Annotated in this window: 13 protein-coding genes and 1 pseudogene; 11 read left to right on the top strand and 3 right to left on the bottom strand. The window is 60.7% G+C overall.

All coding sequences use genetic code 11. The features are described from left to right. Positions 1-312: 312 nt before the first annotated feature. Together HJB89_RS22770 and HJB89_RS22775 are read left to right on the top strand one after the other, a co-directional pair. Positions 313-1,943 (top strand): annotated as a pseudogene (locus HJB89_RS22770) (hypothetical protein). Between the two features lie 258 nt (positions 1,944-2,201). Continuing rightward, entirely contained in the window at positions 2,202-3,881 is a 1,680-nt protein-coding gene (locus HJB89_RS22775; protein WP_221150553.1) for a formate--tetrahydrofolate ligase, read from the top strand. On the opposite strand, the gene HJB89_RS22780 is transcribed toward HJB89_RS22775, so the two are convergent. Further along, positions 3,860-4,087, bottom strand: coding sequence for a hypothetical protein (locus tag HJB89_RS22780; RefSeq protein ID WP_221132492.1), 228 nt, complete (start codon positions 4,085-4,087; stop codon positions 3,860-3,862). The genes HJB89_RS22775 and HJB89_RS22780 overlap by 22 nt on opposite strands. An 86-nt stretch (positions 4,088-4,173) precedes the next feature. Then, positions 4,174-5,157, bottom strand: coding sequence for an extensin family protein (locus tag HJB89_RS22785; protein ID WP_207581331.1), 984 nt, complete (start codon positions 5,155-5,157; stop codon positions 4,174-4,176). A gap of 253 nt (positions 5,158-5,410) precedes the next feature. Here HJB89_RS22785 and HJB89_RS22790 point away from each other — a divergent pair, with 253 nt between their 5' ends. The 6 genes from HJB89_RS22790 to queF all read left to right on the top strand — a co-directional run bounded on the left by HJB89_RS22790 (position 5,411) and on the right by queF (position 12,726). Further along, on the top strand, positions 5,411-7,651 hold the full coding sequence (locus HJB89_RS22790; protein ID WP_207581330.1) for a TonB-dependent hemoglobin/transferrin/lactoferrin family receptor: 2,241 nt from the start codon (positions 5,411-5,413) through the stop codon (positions 7,649-7,651). A 262-nt stretch (positions 7,652-7,913) separates the two neighbouring features. Then, the gene (locus tag HJB89_RS22795) at positions 7,914-10,103 is read left to right on the top strand and encodes an anthranilate synthase (RefSeq protein WP_207581329.1); all 2,190 of its coding nucleotides are present in this window, start codon (positions 7,914-7,916) and stop codon (positions 10,101-10,103) included. A gap of 117 nt (positions 10,104-10,220) precedes the next feature. Continuing rightward, positions 10,221-10,457 (top strand): hypothetical protein, encoded by a 237-nt coding sequence (locus HJB89_RS22800; protein ID WP_221150554.1) that lies wholly within the window; start codon positions 10,221-10,223, stop codon positions 10,455-10,457. Between the two features lie 14 nt (positions 10,458-10,471). Then, complete coding sequence (locus tag HJB89_RS22805) at positions 10,472-11,143, top strand: DUF2161 domain-containing phosphodiesterase (protein ID WP_221115871.1); 672 nt, start codon at positions 10,472-10,474, stop codon at positions 11,141-11,143. A gap of 204 nt (positions 11,144-11,347) precedes the next feature. Beyond that, on the top strand, positions 11,348-12,262 hold the full coding sequence (emfA, locus tag HJB89_RS22810; protein WP_207581327.1) for a cation diffusion facilitator family transporter: 915 nt from the start codon (positions 11,348-11,350) through the stop codon (positions 12,260-12,262). Then, positions 12,262-12,726, top strand: a complete 465-nt coding sequence (gene queF / locus HJB89_RS22815) for a preQ(1) synthase (RefSeq protein WP_207581326.1) — start codon at positions 12,262-12,264, stop codon at positions 12,724-12,726. Before emfA ends, queF begins: the two co-directional genes overlap by 1 nt. A 136-nt stretch (positions 12,727-12,862) precedes the next feature. Here the strand turns inward: queF and HJB89_RS22820 are convergent, their stop codons facing one another. Further along, on the bottom strand, positions 12,863-13,645 hold the full coding sequence (locus tag HJB89_RS22820) for a DUF2076 domain-containing protein (RefSeq protein ID WP_221150555.1): 783 nt from the start codon (positions 13,643-13,645) through the stop codon (positions 12,863-12,865). 282 nt (positions 13,646-13,927) lie between these two features. On the opposite strand from HJB89_RS22820, the gene HJB89_RS22825 reads away from it, so the two are divergent. The 3 genes from HJB89_RS22825 (at position 13,928) to leuA (ending at position 18,019) form a co-directional block, all read left to right on the top strand. Further along, entirely contained in the window at positions 13,928-14,512 is a 585-nt protein-coding gene (locus HJB89_RS22825) for an ATP-dependent Clp protease proteolytic subunit (RefSeq protein ID WP_207581324.1), read from the top strand. 194 nt (positions 14,513-14,706) lie between these two features. Further along, positions 14,707-15,906 (top strand): benzoate/H(+) symporter BenE family transporter, encoded by a 1,200-nt coding sequence (locus tag HJB89_RS22830; protein WP_405049114.1) that lies wholly within the window; start codon positions 14,707-14,709, stop codon positions 15,904-15,906. A 361-nt stretch (positions 15,907-16,267) separates the two neighbouring features. Then, positions 16,268-18,019 carry a 2-isopropylmalate synthase gene (gene leuA / locus HJB89_RS22835; RefSeq protein WP_221150556.1) on the top strand — a complete coding sequence of 584 codons (1,752 nt, stop codon included), beginning with the start codon at positions 16,268-16,270 and terminating at the stop codon, positions 18,017-18,019. Positions 18,020-18,033 lie beyond the last annotated feature (14 nt).

Consider the following 18,033-nt stretch of genomic DNA (forward strand, 5'->3'; position numbering starts at 1 on the left):
AAACCCGCCTGATGCTAGTCCCAATTGATTTGGTGTAAGTCGATTAACTCAAATTGTGAATAATTTGCCACGGTTGTTCGCGCATTGGTTGAGTACTGAGGTGGAAATGTAGCGCTGCGGCATCTTCTACTTGCTTGATGTGTACCTGCAAGCTGCAAGTCGCCGTCTGAGAGAATCACTTCTGCAGAAGTCGGTACGGGAACTGGCGTAGGAATCTCGCTTGCTGCCCTTCAATGCAATTGATAAGCCTAAACCATGTATAACTGAGGCGATTTAATCGTGCGCTTTGCAATTGCCGTCATCCTGAAGTTTATGTTTTCATTGGTAATACTTGGTTTTCTTCTATTGAGCTTGTCGATCGGTGCCGCAACCTCGCAGGCTGCCGAGCAGAAGAAACAGAAAGGTCAGCCGCCGATGCGGTTCATCCTCGTGCGCAGCCTCCTGTGCATGGATGACTGTCCGGAATGGATATCGGCAGAAGGACGCATAACCTCCGATACGCCCGCGCAACTCAAAAAAATTCTGAAGACAATCGGCAACCGAAAAATGCCGATCGTCTTTCTTTCAGAAGGTGGTGAAGTAGACGCCGCTTATGCGATGGGCAGGATGATCCGCAAGGCCGGCCTTGAAACGGCTGTGGGCGGCACACGGCTGAAGGATTGTCCAGAAGATGATATGCGTTGCGATGCCGCTATCGCAAAGAATGAACCCACGCTTGGTGATACCTATTCCTATGGCGCATACTGCTTTTCCGCTTGTCCGCTGGTGTTTGCCGGCGGAACCTCGCGGGTCGCGTCGCAATGGGCATTCATCGGCGTTCACCAGATCACGACAATCTACAGCAAAGTGCGTGTTTCCTACCGCATCGAATACAAGATGGTGAACGGCAAGAAGACCGAAATCTCCCGCAAGGAGATGGGCCGAAAGTCAGCGGGGAGCAGCAGTTCCACCAAGCTAGGCAAGAAGGCCACTGCTGCTCTTACGGCCTATCTGAAGGAAATGGGCGTTAGCGCCGATTTGATTGGACTGATGATGAGCGCCACCCCTGACCGCATCAACATCGTGCCGGCCGCAGACGCACTTGAAATCGGTCTCACGACGGACATGTTGGCTTATAACGAATGGCCTGGCATGCCGCTCTGTGCTCCGGATGCAGCGGCCGAGGCCGTTTGTCATCGCCGTGCGGCGGCGGAGACGCCTGTATCCAAGGCCTCTGTGCAGGCTGCGGTCGCAGTCACAAACGAGACTCTGCCGAAAACCCGGCCGATGGACTTTCTGCTGATGTATCATGGCAATTGCCAGGACGAGTGCACGCAGTGGATTTCCGGGGATGGAGACATCACGCCGGATACGCCGCTCGGCTGGAGGCGATCTTGAAAGCGCTCGGCGGAAGAAAATTGCCGGTCGTCCTTCAGTCCTATGGCGGAGACATGGATGCGGCTTTCGCGATGGGGCGTATTATCCGGGCTGCAGGTCTGGAGACCTCGATTGGCAGAACGCGGTTGCCCAACTGCCCGACGCTGGATCCGCGTTGCAAGGCGAGCATTGCCAAAAGCGGGGCGACCGAGGGCGAGGTTTCTGCTGGCGGCGCATACTGCCTTTCGACCTGTACTCTAGTCTTGATTAGCGGAACGCCGCGGCTTGTCGGATATTCCGATATCGGTCTCGTCAGACCCGCGAAGGCTGAATATCCAAAATTCTTCGCCTATTTCGACGAGATGGGCGTCAATGCCGAGCCTTACAAGACGATGATGCTCGCGACCTCGATTGAGCAAAAGACTATACCTCGTTCTCAGGCGCTCGAACTTGGCATTGTCAATGGTATCATCCCTTATGGTGACGAACCCGGTTCTCGCCTGTGTGGACCCGATGCCAAGGAAAGTCTTCGATGCCCCAGAAAAGCTGAGGCAGAGATCGTTCCTGCGGCTGCTTCGTTAAATTGATCTCCGCCTTGTCGAGGGCGAAGACACCCGAGGCGATCCTCAGGAGCTTGTAGCCGAAGGAAACGGCATAGACGGCGAGCGCCGCTACCAGGCCGATATAGAAGGCGACGAGGATCGCGATCGTTGACCGCCACTCAAACGCCCCAGCGTGGTGGCCGCAAGGCGCAGCGCTATTCACACCCCGCCGATATTTCGCTATCCCGATAAAGAGAGAACAAGTACCTCCGCGTCTGCGGAAGGCCGGGACGGGGAACATCCATGCCATCAATCAAATCCGATATCGAAATCGCGCGTGCTGCGGCCAAAAAGCCGATATTCGAGATCGGGGCGAAACTCGGCATTCCGGTCGAACAGCTCGTTCCCTACGGTCACGACAAGGCAAAGGTCAGCGCCGAGTTCATCGCCGGGCAGGCGGGCAAGAAGGACGGCAGGCTGATCCTCGTCACCGCGATCAATCCGACACCGGCGGGCGAGGGCAAGACGACGACCACCGTCGGGCTCGGCGACGGGCTGAACCGGATCGGCAAGAAAGCCATCGTCTGCATCCGCGAGGCTTCTCTCGGCCCCTGCTTCGGCGTCAAGGGCGGAGCGGCCGGCGGCGGTTACGCGCAGGTCGTGCCGATGGAAGACATCAACCTGCATTTCACCGGCGATTTCCATGCGATCACCTCGGCGCACAATCTGCTGGCGGCGATGATCGACAATCACATCTACTGGGGCAACGAAGAGAATATCGATATCCGCCGCATCACCTGGCGGCGCGTCATGGACATGAACGACCGGGCGCTCAGAAGCGTGGTCTCCTCACTCGGCGGCGTTGCCAATGGTTTCCCGCGCCAAGGCGGGTTCGACATCACCGTCGCCTCCGAAGTGATGGCGATCCTCTGCCTCGCCACCGACCTCAAGGATCTGGAGAGGCGGCTCGGCGACATCATCATCGGCTATCGCTTCGACAGGACGCCGGTGCATGCGCGCGACCTGAAAGCCGACGGGGCCATGGCGGTGCTCCTGAAGGATGCGATGCAGCCGAACCTGGTGCAAACGCTCGAGAATAATCCGGCCTTCGTGCATGGCGGGCCTTTCGCCAATATCGCCCATGGCTGCAATTCGGTGACGGCGACGAAGACGGCGCTGAAACTCGGAGACTATGTGGTGACGGAAGCGGGCTTCGGGGCCGATCTCGGCGCCGAGAAATTTTTCGACATCAAGTGCCGCAAGGCCGGGCTGAAACCGGATGCGGCGGTCATCGTCGCCACCGTCAGGGCGCTGAAGATGAATGGCGGTGTGAAGAAAGAGGATCTCGGCACGGAGGATATCGCGGCGGTGAAGAAGGGTTGCGCCAATCTCGGCCGGCACGTCGCCAATGTCCGCCGGTTCGGCGTTCCGGTCGTCGTGGCGATCAACCATTTCGTCTCCGATACCGACGCCGAGATCGCGGCAGTGAAGGAATTTGTTTCGAGGCTCGGCGCCGAGGCGATCCTTTGCCGCCACTGGGCGCTGGGTTCAGCCGGCATCGAGGAACTGGCGCACAAGGTGGTGGAACTGGCCGAATCCGGACAGGCGAAATTCCAACCGCTCTACGGCGACGACATTTCGCTGTTCGAGAAGATCGAGATCGTCGCTTCGAAGATCTACCATGCCGGCGAGGTGACGGCCGACAAGGCAGTGCGCGACCAGTTGCAGACCTGGGAGGAGCAGGGCTACGGCAAGCTGCCGGTCTGCATGGCGAAGACGCAATATTCCTTCTCTACCGATCCGAGCCTGCGCGGCGCGCCGGAAGGCCACATCGTCACAGTGCGGGAGGTGCGGCTTTCGGCGGGAGCCGGCTTCGTCGTCGCCATCACCGGCGAGATCATGACAATGCCCGGCCTGCCGAAATCGCCGTCGGCGGAGCGGATTTTCCTGAACGAGCAGGGTTATATCGAGGGGTTGTTCTGATCCGGTGACGGTTTGCCGAAGCGCTCGAGCAGACGGCGCTCGCGGCGCTTTTCCAAGTCCGGATCGATAAACAGCCAGATGAAAAGGCTTTGCAGCGCCCCGACGAACAGCATTCCGATGGCAAAGAGCCAATGCAATTCACCAGTAAAGATGAAGCCAATAGCGACGATCAGGAGAACCAGGATGACGTTCGCTATGATCTTCAATTGCCGCTGACCCCTCCACCTATTTTGCAGCTTCTATTTGGTTATTTCGCTGCACGATTCAAGCGAGGATCGCAGCCACCAAATGGTCAGTGGCAATAGCGATAGGCGCCCTTTCTTTCGATCACGTCGAGATGAAAATGGGTCTCGTGGGCGGCGTCGCTTTCGGGGTCGAGGACGGTGGTGAAATAGAGGCAACCGGCGGCGCTGACGGTGCGCTGGAAGGCGCCGGTCAATGTCGGGTCCTCGCGGCGGGAGCGGACGGCGACATCTTCGCCCTTTTCGAAATGGAAGCTTGCAATGTCGATGGCGTTGCCACGGGCATGTTCGGAAATCTTGCCGGTTTCGGCGCTGTTGCGCAGGCGGCAGATATAGGCCGATGCCTGATTGACTGTCGTCAGGCGGCCCTGCTCCGGCAGAGCGGCGGAGGCGGCCGGGATGACGCTTTCCTTCATCCAGCGGGCAAGGGCGAGTGCGGCCGGGCAGCGGATCGTCGCCTCCGGCTTCAAACTGATGCCGGGCAAAGCATCTGAGACGATGATCGGCTTGTCGATGCCGCAGCCGTTGCCGTCGTCGATGCGCGGTGCATCCTTGAATACGACGCCCAAGGCCTTAAGCGCAGCGGTGCATTCGGCGTGCTCGGCATCGCTTTCGGGTTCGATCGTCAGGTGCTGCTCTTCGAGTGTCTGTTCGGCCGGCGGTTTATTCTCCTCCGCCGGAGCCTGCGGGCCTTCGAGCCTGCCAGGCGGGAGCGGCGGACCTTGCATCGGTTCTCCCGGTGCGGGCTTTGCGGGTTCGGTGTTTCCTGGTTCGGTTTGGGGCGCCGCCGGCTGGTCTGGCGCCGGTACTGCCGGCTCCTTCATATCAGGCTTTGGCTGAGGCGCGGGCACATCGTCCGGTGCGGGCGGTTCAGCCTTGTCAGGAAGCGGGGTAGGGGTGGTTGCAGCACCGGTGTCCGGTCGAGGTTGGGGTAAAGGGCCGTGCGGGGGCAGGCGGGCGCCGGCAAGAAAGGCGGTTGCGGCGAGAAGGATCGCCAGTATCGAAAGTTTTCTCAACGCATCCGGTTCCGTCATGTCGATCGCGTAGGTGATAACGCATTATCGCGGTTTTCGTTGCAATTACGCAACGTCAGGAAAGATCGTTAAAACTTGATAGAATAATTCAACATAAAGTGTCGCTTTATGTTGACAAAATATCTCATGTTTTTTATGCGGCGAAAAGAAGGCGAAATTCAGCATCGCTTTCATCCGCAAAAGCCCAGCCAGCCCCTCGAGCGTTCGACGCGCCGCGACCAGCCAGCCCGGTAATCATCATGAGAGGTAGGTTATGATCGTCCGGTATTGGCGCTCGGTTCTATTGGTCTGCACGGCAGCCGCAGTTGTTCTTCCTGTTTCGCAGTCTTTCGCGCAAAGCGCTTCGGCCACCACGCCGCAAGCAACGGCCGACGACAGCACCGTCCTGCAGAAGATCGTCGTCAAGGGCAAACGCCTGGCGCCGGGCAGTGTCGCCGACACGCCGCTTGCAACCGAGATCACCGACAAGCAGCTGGACGAGAAACAGGTCACTAATCTCGAAGACCTCGGACGCAGCGTCGATCCCGGCGTGAATTTCTCGCGCGGCGATGCCGGCGTCAATCTGCGCGGCCTCTCCGGCGCACGCATCCTGACTGTTGTCGACGGCATTCCGATTCCCTATCTCTCGAACAGCTCGCGCCAAGGTGCCTTCGCGCCTGCCAACGCCAATGGCGGCGGCGATACGTTCGATTTCAACTCGCTCTCGTCGCTTGATATTGTGCGCGGGGCGGATTCGAGCAAGGGCGGCTCGGGCATGCTCGGCGGCGCGATCGTCGTCAATACGCTGGAGCCGGAGGATATCATTCCCGAAGGCCGCGACTGGGGCGCGATCGTCAAGTCCACCTATGACAGCGAAGACAGCAGCCTTTCCGGTTCGGCCGCCGCCGCCAAGAAGATCGGCGGCACGTCGATGCTCTTTCAGGGCGGCTACCGCAAGGGGCATGAACGCGACAATATGGGCGACAGCGACAGTTACGGTCGTTTGCGGACCGAGGCGGATCCCGCCGATTTCGACCAGCACAACCTGCTCTTCAAGCTCCGCCAGGAGCTGGAAGGCGGTCATCGCATCGGCCTGACGGCGGAGCGGTTTCGCCGCGATCTCCAAACCGACCTGAGAGAGCTACAGGGAACCGGGCGCACCTACATGATCGACAATTATGATGGCCGCGAACTGCGCGACCGCGATCGTGTATCGCTCGACTATGACTATGAAGCGCAGTCCTCAGATGCATTCTTCACCAACGCCCGGGCCACGCTCTATTGGCAGGATCTGAAGAAGGAGTCGGGCAGCCATGGACGCACAGCAGCCAATGTCGCCTACGGCCGAAACAATGAGATCGAAAATAAGACCTGGGGCTTCAACGGCACGGTCACCAAGGATTTCGAATATTCGAACGTCCGCCATTCGGTAAAAGCAACGCTCGACGCGACGACGTCGGCCTGGAACCAGTACAGCTCCGCGCTTTGCCCGACGCCGACCACGTGCCCTTCGCTCAACAATCAGTCGGAAGTGCCGGACGTAGACAGCAAGACGATCGGCCTGTCGATCGAAGACAAAATCGAGTTCGGCGATACGAATTTTGCGCTGACGCCGGGCATTCGTTTCGACTGGTTCAGCTATGATCCGTCGACGGGTGGCGGTTTTGCCAGCAATCCCGCGCTTGCAAAATTCGGTACGCTGTCCGATCGCAGTGATCAACATGCTTCGCCGAAGGTGCTCGCCACCTACGAACTGACACCCGATGTACAGCTCTACACCCAGCTGTCGTCAGCCTTCCGCGCCCCGACTGTCGACGAGCTCTATAGCCGCTTCTACAATGCGGGCGGCAATTATGCCCAGCTCGGCAATCCCGACCTGAAGCCCGAGACCGGCTATGGTGTCGAAATGGGCGCCAATTTCGACACGGGCGATTTTAACGGTCGCTTGGCGCTCTTCCACAACCGATATCACAACTTCATTGAAACGGTGACGAGCGTCAACGCCTCCACCGGCATCACGGAGTTCAACTATACCAATGTCAGCAGTGTGACGATCTCGGGTGTCGAAGCGAGCGCCAACAAGAGGTTCAACAACGGCATCAATCTGCATGCAGCGCTTGCCTATGCCTACGGCAGGAACGAGGAAACTGCCCAGCGCCTCCGCTCGGTCGCGCCCTTCAAGGCGATCGTCGGCGTCGGTTGGAGCAACGAGAATTTCGGCTTCGATCTTTCCTCGACGCTTTCGGCAGGCATGCTCACAGACCATCTCAGCACGACCGCCGATACGACCTTCGATGCGCCCGGCTATGCAATCGTCGACCTGACCGGCTGGTGGACGCCGGAACAGGTGCCGGGCCTGCGGGTGCAGGCGGGCGTCTACAACATTTTCGACCAGGAATATTTTAATGCGCTCGCCCTGCGCGACGTCAACCCGAACTCAGCCGCATCGCAGCCGCAAGATTGGTATTCCGAGCCCGGCCGCACTTTCAAGGTCTCGCTGACGAAAACTTTCTGATCGGGTCAGAGCAGGACATCAGATCGGGCGGCTTTCGGGCTGCCCTTTTTCATTACGCAATCGCCTCTTGCGTGGCGGCCGATCTCAGGCTAACAATTTTCCCATGATCAAGTCCTTGAACATTGCTGTTTGGTGGTGGGCTCGCTAAGGCGGCCTCGACCAATCGTGTCCAAAGACGACGAGTGAGCCGCCCGAAACTTCGAGGCGGCTTTTTTTGTTTTATGGTCGCCTGTCGTCCGGGCCCCGATAACGGAGTGGAACAATGGTAACGATCCTGCGGGATGATGGTGCGGAAATCTACGAGACCAAGGGCGGCATATCAGTCACGCGACAGCGGCGGGCAATCCCCTACGGCGATGCGGTCTCTTCCTATATCGACAAGCTCGACGAGCGCCGCGGCGCGGTGTTCTCGTCGAACTACGAATATCCGGGACGTTATACGCGCTGGGATACTGCCGTCGTCGATCCGCCGCTCGGCATTTCTTCCTTCGGGCGGGAGGTCTGGATCGAAGCCTACAACGAACGCGGCGAAGTGCTTCTCGGCTTCGTGATCGAGCGGCTAAAGACTGTGTCCGACCTCGTGCTCGGCGCTTCCTCCGCTCGGCGTCTCGACCTCTCGGTCAAGACGCCGGACCGGGTATTCACCGAGGAAGAGCGCTCGAAGATGCCGACGGTCTTCACTGTGCTGCGCGCCGTGACCGATCTGTTCTATTCGCAGGCGGATGCGAGCCTCGGGCTCTACGGCGCCTTCGGCTACGACATCGCCTTCCAGTTCGACGCGATCGATCTGAAGCTGACGCGGCCCTCCGACCAGCGCGACATGGTGCTCTACCTGCCTGACGAGATTCTCGTCGTCGACAATTACGCCGCCAAAGCCTGGATCGACCGTTATGATTTCGAAAAAGGCGGCGTGTCGACCGAGGGCAAAGCCGGCGATATCGCGCCCGAACCCTTTAAGCACACTGATTCCATCCCGCCGAAGAGCGATCATCGGCCCGGTGAATATGCCGAGCTCGTGACCAAGGCGAAGGAAAGTTTCCGCAAGGGCGACCTCTTCGAAGTCGTGCCCGGACAGAAATTCATGGAGCGCTGCGAAAGCAAGCCTTCCGACATCTCCAAGCGGCTGAAGGCGATCAATCCGTCGCCCTATTCCTTCTTCATCAATCTCGGCCATCAGGAATATCTGGTCGGCGCCTCACCGGAAATGTTCGTGCGCGTTTCGGGCCGCCGGATCGAGACCTGCCCGATCTCGGGCACGATCAAGCGCGGTGACGACCCGATCGCCGACAGCGAGCAGATCCTGAAGCTTCTGAATTCGAAGAAGGACGAATCCGAACTGACCATGTGCTCCGACGTCGACCGCAACGACAAGAGCCGTGTGTGCGAGCCCGGCTCGGTCAAGGTGATCGGCCGCCGGCAGATCGAGATGTATTCGCGCCTCATCCACACGGTCGATCATATCGAGGGACGGCTGCGCGACGACATGGACGCCTTCGACGGTTTTCTCAGTCACGCCTGGGCGGTCACCGTCACCGGCGCCCCGAAGCTCTGGGCGATGCGCTTCATCGAGAGCCGTGAAAAGAGCCCGCGCGCATGGTATGGTGGTGCGATCGGCATGGTCGGCTTCAACGGCGACATGAACACCGGCCTGACGTTGCGCACTGTGCGCATCAAAGACGGTATCGCCGAGGTGCGCGCCGGTGCGACGCTGCTCAACGATTCCATCCCTGAGGAAGAAGAAGCCGAAACAGAACTGAAGGCCTCTGCCATGCTTTCCGCCATCCGCGACGCCAAGACCGGCAATTCCGGCAAGACTCAGCGCGACGTCGCAAGCGTCGGCAAGGGAGTCAGCATCCTGCTCGTCGACCATGAAGACAGCTTCGTCCACACGCTTGCCAATTATTTCCGCCAGACGGGGGCGACCGTTTCGACCGTGCGCACGCCGGTGCCGGAGGAAATCTTCGACCGGCTGAACCCGGACCTCGTCGTGCTGTCACCGGGGCCTGGAACGCCTAAAGATTTCGACTGCAAGGCGACGATCAAGAAGGCGCGGGCGCGCAACCTGCCGATCTTCGGCGTCTGCCTGGGGCTGCAGGCGCTCGCCGAAGCCTATGGCGGAGAACTGCGCCATCTGGCACTGCCGATGCACGGCAAGCCCTCGCGCATCCGCGTGCTGGAACCGGGCATCGTCTTCTCCGGCCTTTCGAAGGAAGTGACGGTCGGCCGCTACCACTCGATCTTTGCCGATCCCTCGACGCTGCCGCGCGAGTTCATCATCACGGCGGAGAGCGAGGACGGCACGATCATGGGCATCGAACACGCCAAGGAGCCGATCGCCGCGGTACAGTTCCATCCGGAATCGATCATGACGCTCGGCGGTGACGCCGGGATGCGGATGATCGAAAATGTCGTGGCGCATCTGGCACGCAAGGTGAAGACGAAGGCTGCCTGAGCGTAATTCCCTCGCCCTTCCTGTGTTGCGGGAAGGGCGGGCTTCCACCGAAGAGTTCGGTTGACTTTCTCAAGCAAATCAGAACATTTCAGGAACGATCAATCGGAACCCGTTGCCGTGGCCAGTGAAAAATTCATCATTCTCCCTTACCGCAAGAACCGCGGCAACCTCGTACCCGGCGAAATGCGCCAGGCATCCAACTCCGTCAGCGCGGAAAAGATCGCTTCGGCGATGGCTGAGCGTTTCGTCGGCGTGGCGGCCTATGCCGTAATTGTCGACGAGGAAACCGGCGACATGTCCTCGCCGCGGCTGCTCGCGCGATATGGCGAGATTGCCGATCTCAACGCCGCCTGAAGCATCTTTCTGCCATGGAGACATCGCTTTACCTGCCCGTCAAAGCCTTCCTGGAGGCGGCCGGTTATGTCGTGAAGGGCGAGGTCGGAAAGTGCGATCTCGTTGGCTTGAGCGATGGCGAGCCGCCGGTCGTGGTGGTCTGCGAACTGAAACTCTCCTTCAACCTCGAACTGCTTCTGCAGGCGGTCGACCGCGCGGCGATGAGCGATGAAGTCTGGATCGCGGCGCGTGTTTCCGCCAAGGGCCGCGGGCGGGAGGCCGACAGGCGTTACCGCGACCTCTGCCGGCGGCTCGGTATCGGCATGCTCGGCGTCTCCGATGGCGGCGAGGTCAGCATTATCGTCGGTTCCATTTCACCGATGCCGCGGACCAACCCAAAAAGGCGCTCGCGCCTCGTCAGCGAGCACAAGCGCCGCCGTGGGGATCCTGCGGTCGGTGGTGGTTCGCGAGCGCCGATCATGACCGCTTATCGCCAGCAGGCACTGCTCTGCGCCTCAGCACTCGAACGTGGTCTGGTACGACCGCGGGAGATGAGGGCGCTTGCGGCGAATGCCGGCCCGATCCTGCGCGACAACGTCTACGGATGGTTCGAGCGTGTAGAGAAGGGTATCTACGCCCTGACGCCCGCAGGGCAGGCCGCGCTCTTGCGCTGGCCGCAACCTGTCCTTTCCGACCCGGCCCCTTGAACCGCCCGGCACCCGCCATCGGAGGTTACGCAGCTCTCAATCGGGGAGGCACCGCCTGTGAACGACGTTTCATTCCCTTTGACAAACCCTCCTTCATCGCCCATATCACCCTCAATCTGAACCGCCTTCGCGATCGTCGCGTGGGCGGTTTTGCGTTTCAACGGCTTGAGAGCTGCAATTCATTCGCAACCGCAGGGGGACGATATGAGTGACAACGGCGACCTTACGGTTCGGACGCTGGCGATGTGGGGGATACCGCTGTCGCTTGGCGTCATGGGCCTAAAGATGGTGGCGTGGTGGGTCACCGGGTCGGTGGCGCTGCTGTCGGACGGCCTCGAATCGACGGTCAACGTCGTTGCCGCCTTCATCGCCTTTTTCGTCATTCGCTATGCGCAGAAGCCGGCCGATCACGACCATCCCTTCGGCCATCACAAGGCGGAATATCTGTCGGCCGTTACCGAGGGCGTGCTGATCGTCGTCGCCGCACTGTTGATCGTCAACGAGGCGGTCGGTTACCTCGCCGAGCCGCGCATGCTCGACGCACCTGTGCTCGGCCTTGCGATCAATGTCGCGGCCGGCGTCATCAATGCGGTCTGGGCGCGGCTGTTGATCCGGACCGGGCGCAGGTATCGCTCGGCCGCACTTGCCGCAGACGGGCAGCATATCATGTCCGATGTGGTGACCTCAGTCGGCGTGCTCGTCGGCCTGCTGCTGGCGCTGGCGACGGGTTATGCGATCTTCGATCCGGTGCTTGCCATTCTCGTCGCCGTCAACATCCTTTATCAAGGCTGGAAGGTGATCTCACAATCGATCGGCGGGCTGATGGATCAGGCGGTCGAGCCGCAGGAGGAGGAGGCGATCAAGCAGGCGATCGCTACCCACGCGGCGGGTTCGATCGGCGTGCACGACCTGAAGACGAGGCGGGCGGGTACCGTGACCTTCATCGATTTTCATATGGTGGTGCCAGGCGGCATGTCGGTACGCCAGGCGCATGATATCTGCGACCGCCTTGAGGATGCCATCAGGGCGGTGCACGAGGGCGCCACCATTGCAATTCATGTGGAGCCGGAGGGCGAAAAGGCTCACGGCATCCGCGTCAAAGTCGTCAAGGAGGCATGATGCCGAATACCGATACCTCCAGCCTGTCGATGCTGGGCCAGCAAACCGAAACCGCGCGGTCGCCGGAGGCGGCGGTGCTTGAAAAAGTGCCGTCCAACCATGCCGGCACCGATTACGTGGTGCGCTTCACCGCGCCGGAATTCACCTCGCTCTGCCCGATGACCGGGCAGCCGGATTTCGCCCATATCGTCATCGACTACATTCCCGGCGAATGGCTGGTGGAATCGAAGTCGCTGAAGCTCTTCTTGCATTCCTTCCGCAATCACGGCGCTTTTCATGAGGATTGCTCGATCTACATTGCCAAGCGCATCGTCGAGCTGCTCGATCCCAGGTGGTTGAGGATCGGCGCCTACTGGTATCCGCGCGGCGGCATTCCAATCGACGTGTTCTGGCAGACGGGCACGCCGCCGGAAGGGGTGTGGCTGCCGGAGCAGGGCGTCGCCACCTATCGCGGGCGCGGGTGAGCTGCGGTCGGGCGAAGCCCGAGCAATCGATCCAGTGAATCGATTGCAGCAGCGAACGCCCTGAGCTTAAAGCGAAGGGCCGGGCAACAGTGCGGCAATGCGAAACCAACTGCCGCCCATTTCTGCCTAATAAACCTCACACGTCCGTGACGTCGCCACCGGATGAGTCGTCGGCAGAATCGTCGCCGTCGTCGTAATCGGCCTGCTGCACATTGGCATTGTCGTTGTCATCGGCAGCGTTGTCCGAGGCCTGGCTTGTGTCGTCATTGCCGTAATAGTTGTTGATGACGGTTTCCTCGGTGGGAGCACTGGCATTGCCGAAGGGGTTTGCGCCGAAGGGCGAGCCCCAGCCGAGCGAGGACATGTGATTGCCGAAGATGCCGCTCAGTGAATTGGCAAGCAGCATGCCGCCGGCAACGCCCGCTGCCGTGCCGAGCGCGCCGCGCAGGAAGCCGCCGCCGGCCGAAGGCGCAGAGGCCTGCTGGGTCCAGGGGCCAGTCGGCTGCTGCTGCGGCTGGCGGGCATCGCGGTCGTAGCCGCGGGGTTCGTCATAGGCGCGTGATTGCTGGCCCCAGGGACCAGAAGCGCCAGGGCTGGACGGAATGGGTGCTGGCTGCTGCGTCTGGGTGTTGCCGAAGATCGAGCTCAGGAAGCCGCCGCCCTGTTCGGCCTGGCGGTGATCGTTCGCGCCGGCTTCCAGCTGGCGGACATGCTCCTCGAGCTCCTTGATATGGTTGGCCGCCGCCTCCAGCCCCTTTTCCTGAACGATGACGGCCTGGGCAAGATAATAGGTGGCCGAGGGCTGCTCGCGCGTCGCCTGGTCGATCAGGGCCTCGGCGTCGCGGTCGCGCGGCTGGGCGGCCGCGGTGCGCACACGATCGAAGAGGGCAGTCAGCAATTGGCGTTCTTCGGGTGACATGTCCTGTCTCCTGTTGCTCCAGAGCGCTCCCGTGTCCGACCGGACGCATTAAGAACGCTCGATGATTTTTTCGGTGCAGCTTTCGCTGCGTGAGGTTGAGGTAGGAACCGATTTAGGCTTTTCAAAGCCTTTGCCCGTTACAATTCAGTAAGGCTTGCAGAACGACGCGCGGCTTCTTAAGGATATCTCCATCGCTTCGGTGCCTTGTGTTTTTCCCACATTGTTTTAGGCATTGAGTCGCACTATGTGCGGGGAAGCCGAATTCATCTCCAAGAGGTTCGAATGAACGACGAAGACCAGGACGACAAGACGAAGGAACTGCCGCTCGGCAAGGAAACGGAGGCGAATCTTTTCAAGTCGCGTTCGATCTTCATCTACGGACCGATCAATCAGGAATTGGCGCAGAAGGTCTGCTCGCAGCTCGTGGCGCTTGCTGCGGCCAGCGACGAAGACATCCGCATCTATGTCAATTCGCCCGGCGGCCACGTCGAATCCGGCGATTCCATCCATGACATGGTCAAGTTCATCAAGCCGAAGGTCTGGATGATCGGCACCGGCTGGGTCGCCTCGGCCGGCGCGCTGATCTATGTCGCCACTCCGAAGGAGCGGCGCCTGTGCCTGCCGAACACCCGCTTCCTGCTGCATCAGCCCTCCGGCGGCACGCGCGGCATGGCATCCGATATCGAGATCCAGGCGCGCGAGATCATCAAGATGAACGACCGCCTGAACAGGATCATGGCTGAGGCCACCGGTCAGCCGCTCGACAAGATCGCCAGGGATACCGATCGCGACTACTGGCTTTCGGCCGAAGAGGCGAAGGATTATGGCCTCGTCTCGCGGATCGTGACGTCGCAGGCCGATATCTGAGTTCTCTCATTCAAAGCTGCTAAGAACCCGCCCTTGCCTGCAGATCTCAGGTGAGGGCGGTTTGCTTTCAGCAGTGCTTGAGTGGAGATAGCACTCCTATCGGCGAGGACTGAACGGAAAGGCCTGAATCCGGACTTGCGCCTGCGGCAACCATCATGCTCCATGCGCCGTTCTTACAGTCCAAGAGTCCCGCCATGCACAAAGATTTTTCCGTCCAGGCCCTGTTCATGGGGCTGCTGACCGCCTTCGTCGGTTCTGCCAGCTCGTTTGCCGTCGTGCTGCACGGGCTCGAAGCGGTCGGTGCGACGGATGCGCAAGCGGCTTCGGGGCTGATGGCGTTGTCGATCTCCATGGGCGTTTGCGCGATCGTGCTCTGTGCCTTGACGCGATTGCCGATCAGTATCGCCTGGTCGACGCCCGGCGCCGCGCTGCTGGCAAGCACCGGGGCAATCGACGGCGGCTTCAATGCGGCGGTCGGCGCATTTCTGATCTGTGCTGCGTTGATTGTCGTCGCCGGACTTTTCAAGCCGCTCGGCCGGGCGGTTGCCGCCATTCCTGCGCCGCTCGCCAATGCGATGCTATCAGGCGTGCTGATCGGCCTCTGCTTCGCGCCGGTGAAGGCGATCGGCTTCAACCCGCTCCTCGGCCTGCCGATCGTCGTCGCCTGGATCGTCGTCGGCGCCTTCAAGCGGCTGTGGGCGGTACCGGCAGCGCTCGCTGCCTTCGTGCTGGTGTTGGTCTTTGGCGTCGATATTCCCGACGGTGCACTGAGTTCGCTCGAACGGTCGCTGGTGCCGACGGCGGAGATCATCTGGCCGGTGTTCAATCTTGCCGGCCTTGTCTCAATCGCGCTGCCGCTGTTCATCGTCACCATGGCCTCGCAGAATATTCCGGGTATCGCGGTCCTGAAGGTCAATCACTACGATCCGAAACCCGGTCCGCTCTTTGCCGTCACCGGCTTTTTCTCCCTGCTGTCGGCGCCGTTCGGCGGCCATGCTGTTAATCTGGCGGCAATCACCGCGGCGATGTGTGCCGGACAGGATGCCCACGCCGATCCGAAGAGGCGCTATTGGGCGTCACTGATCGCCGGCGTCGGCTATGTCATCCTCGGGCTGCTCGCTGGCGCGGTGACTGCCTTCGTCGCCCTTGCGCCTCCCGTCCTGATCGAAGCGGTGGCAGGGCTGGCACTGGTCGGCGCCTTCTCCTCCTCGGCGATGTCGGCCTTCCAGGCCCCGGAGTCGCGCGAGGCGGCGGCGATCACCTTCCTGGTCACCGCCTCAGGCGTTTCCTTCGGCGGCATTTCCGGCGCTTTCTGGGGCCTGATCGCGGGCGGGCTGATGCTGGCGCTGGCGCGGCTGGTGAGTGTTTGGAAAGATCGAAGCCAGCCGCGATAGCGGAATGTCATTGCGCCATCGGCCGCCAAAAGCCTGGCAAGGGCTTGCCAGTTCCACCGCCCGAGGTTATAAGCGCGGCCATGAAGACCACTGGCGCCAGAATTTCTGACACGATTGCACGCGGCCGCATCGCCCTGCGTGACAATACGCGCGCCCTGACCTCGCTTCTTCTCCTCGGCCTTACGCGCGGTTGCCGGGTCCTTTGAGGAGCGCCCGGCGGCCGAAGGCCCGCCCGGCCATCGCTCCTCGCGACTCACTTTCAAAATTGAACTAATGACCGACAAAGGTCCGCATTTGTATATCGCCAAGCCTGATACGATCGGCTAAGAGCGGGCAAATGCCGGGACGAGGAGACGATACGATGGACGCGAAGACGCAATCCTCACTGAAGGCCGCCCCCGCAAAAGGCATGTCCGACGCTGCAAAAGGCATGCCCGACGCTGCGGTGAAATACCGGGCGTATCCGCAGGTGAACATTCCCGACCGCACCTGGCCGACGAAAACCATCACCAAGGCGCCGGTCTGGTGCTCGGTCGACCTGCGCGACGGCAACCAGGCACTGGTCGACCCGATGGGCCACGATCGCAAGGCGCGGATGTTCCAGCTGCTGCTGGAGATGGGCTTCAAGGAAATCGAGATCGGTTTCCCCTCGGCCTCGCAGACCGACTTCGATTTCGCCCGCTGGTGTGTCGAAGAGAGCAACGTGCCCGCCGACGTCTCCCTGCAGGTGTTGGTGCAGTGCCGCCCGGAACTCATCACCCGCACCTTCGAGGCGCTGGAAGGCGCAAACCGGCCGATCGTGCATTTCTATAACTCGACCAGCGAGCTGCAGCGCCGCGTCGTCTTCGCCAAGGATGTGCAGGGCATCAAGCAGATCGCCGTCGATGCCGCCAAGATGATCACCGACATGGCCGCCAAGGCGGGCGGTGGTTATCGTTTCGAATATTCGCCGGAGAGCTTCACCGGCACCGAGCTCGAGGTGGCTTTGGAAATCTGCAATGCCGTCATCGAGGTCGTCAAGCCGACGCCAGATAACAAGCTGATCATCAACCTGCCGTCCACCGTCGAGATGGCGACGCCGAACGTCTATGCCGACCAGATCGAATGGATGTGCCGCAACCTCGACAATCGTGACAACCTGATCGTTTCGCTGCATCCGCATAACGACCGCGGCACAGGGATCGCCGCCGCCGAACTGGCCTTGCTGGCAGGCGCCGACCGCGTCGAAGGCACGCTCTTCGGCAATGGCGAGCGCACCGGCAATGTCGACATGGTGACGATGGCGCTGAACATGTTCACGCAAGGCGTCGATCCCGAAATCGACTGCTCGAACATCGGGCGCATCAAGGAAGTGTTCGAATATTCGAACCAGATGGCGATTTCCGAGCGTCATCCTTACGTCGGCGAGCTGGTCTATACGGCCTTCTCAGGCTCGCATCAGGATGCGATCAATAAGGGCATGAAGGCGGCGCAGGTCGCCAACCATCCCGTCTGGGAAGTCCCATACCTGCCGATTGATCCGCGCGATGTCGGCCGTTCCTATGAGGCGATCATCCGCATCAACTCGCAGTCCGGCAAGGGCGGCATCGCCTATATTCTGCAGCAGGATTACGGGCTGAACCTGCCGCGCAACCTGCAGGTCGAGTTCCGCGAGGATATCCAGCGTATTACCGACGTAGAGGGCAAGGAGCTTCCTTCGAAGCGGATCTACGACCGTTTTATCGAGCGCTACGTGACGCAGCCGAGCGCGCGCCTCAAATTCGTTGACCACCACACCTATCCCGATACCGAGCACAGGGGTCAGCGGATCGTGGCGGCTGAGATCACCGACGATGGCGAGATCAAGCGCATCGAAGGACGCGGCAACGGCCCGATCGACGGCTTCATCAACGCGCTGTCGCATTATCTCGGCATCGAGATGTCGGTCGAGGACTATTCCGAACATTCGCTGCAGCACGGCTCGAACGCGGCAGCGATCTCCTATGTCGAGACTTCCTATCCCGGCGGCAAGCTGTTCGGAGCCGGCGTCAATACCAACATCGTCGCGGCATCGCTGGAAGCGATCGTCTCGGCGGCAAACCGCGTGCTCGAGGTGAAGGCCGGCAAGGCCTGATCTTAAGAACTCAG

This window comes from Rhizobium sp. NZLR8, assembly GCF_019685025.1.
GTDB lineage: Bacteria > Pseudomonadota > Alphaproteobacteria > Rhizobiales > Rhizobiaceae > Rhizobium.

Coding starts and splice junctions, on each gene's coding strand:
- HJB89_RS22785 (WP_207581331.1), bottom strand. CDS start 5,157: ATGACGGAACCGGATGCGTTGAGAAAACTTTCGATACTGGCGATCCTT.
- HJB89_RS22795 (WP_207581329.1), top strand. CDS start 7,914: ATGGTAACGATCCTGCGGGATGATGGTGCGGAAATCTACGAGACCAAG.
- HJB89_RS22790 (WP_207581330.1), top strand. CDS start 5,411: ATGATCGTCCGGTATTGGCGCTCGGTTCTATTGGTCTGCACGGCAGCC.
- HJB89_RS22820 (WP_221150555.1), bottom strand. CDS start 13,645: ATGTCACCCGAAGAACGCCAATTGCTGACTGCCCTCTTCGATCGTGTG.
- HJB89_RS22825 (WP_207581324.1), top strand. CDS start 13,928: ATGAACGACGAAGACCAGGACGACAAGACGAAGGAACTGCCGCTCGGC.
- emfA (WP_207581327.1), top strand. CDS start 11,348: ATGAGTGACAACGGCGACCTTACGGTTCGGACGCTGGCGATGTGGGGG.
- HJB89_RS22775 (WP_221150553.1), top strand. CDS start 2,202: ATGCCATCAATCAAATCCGATATCGAAATCGCGCGTGCTGCGGCCAAA.
- leuA (WP_221150556.1), top strand. CDS start 16,268: ATGGACGCGAAGACGCAATCCTCACTGAAGGCCGCCCCCGCAAAAGGC.
- HJB89_RS22830 (WP_405049114.1), top strand. CDS start 14,707: ATGCACAAAGATTTTTCCGTCCAGGCCCTGTTCATGGGGCTGCTGACC.
- HJB89_RS22805 (WP_221115871.1), top strand. CDS start 10,472: ATGGAGACATCGCTTTACCTGCCCGTCAAAGCCTTCCTGGAGGCGGCC.
- queF (WP_207581326.1), top strand. CDS start 12,262: ATGCCGAATACCGATACCTCCAGCCTGTCGATGCTGGGCCAGCAAACC.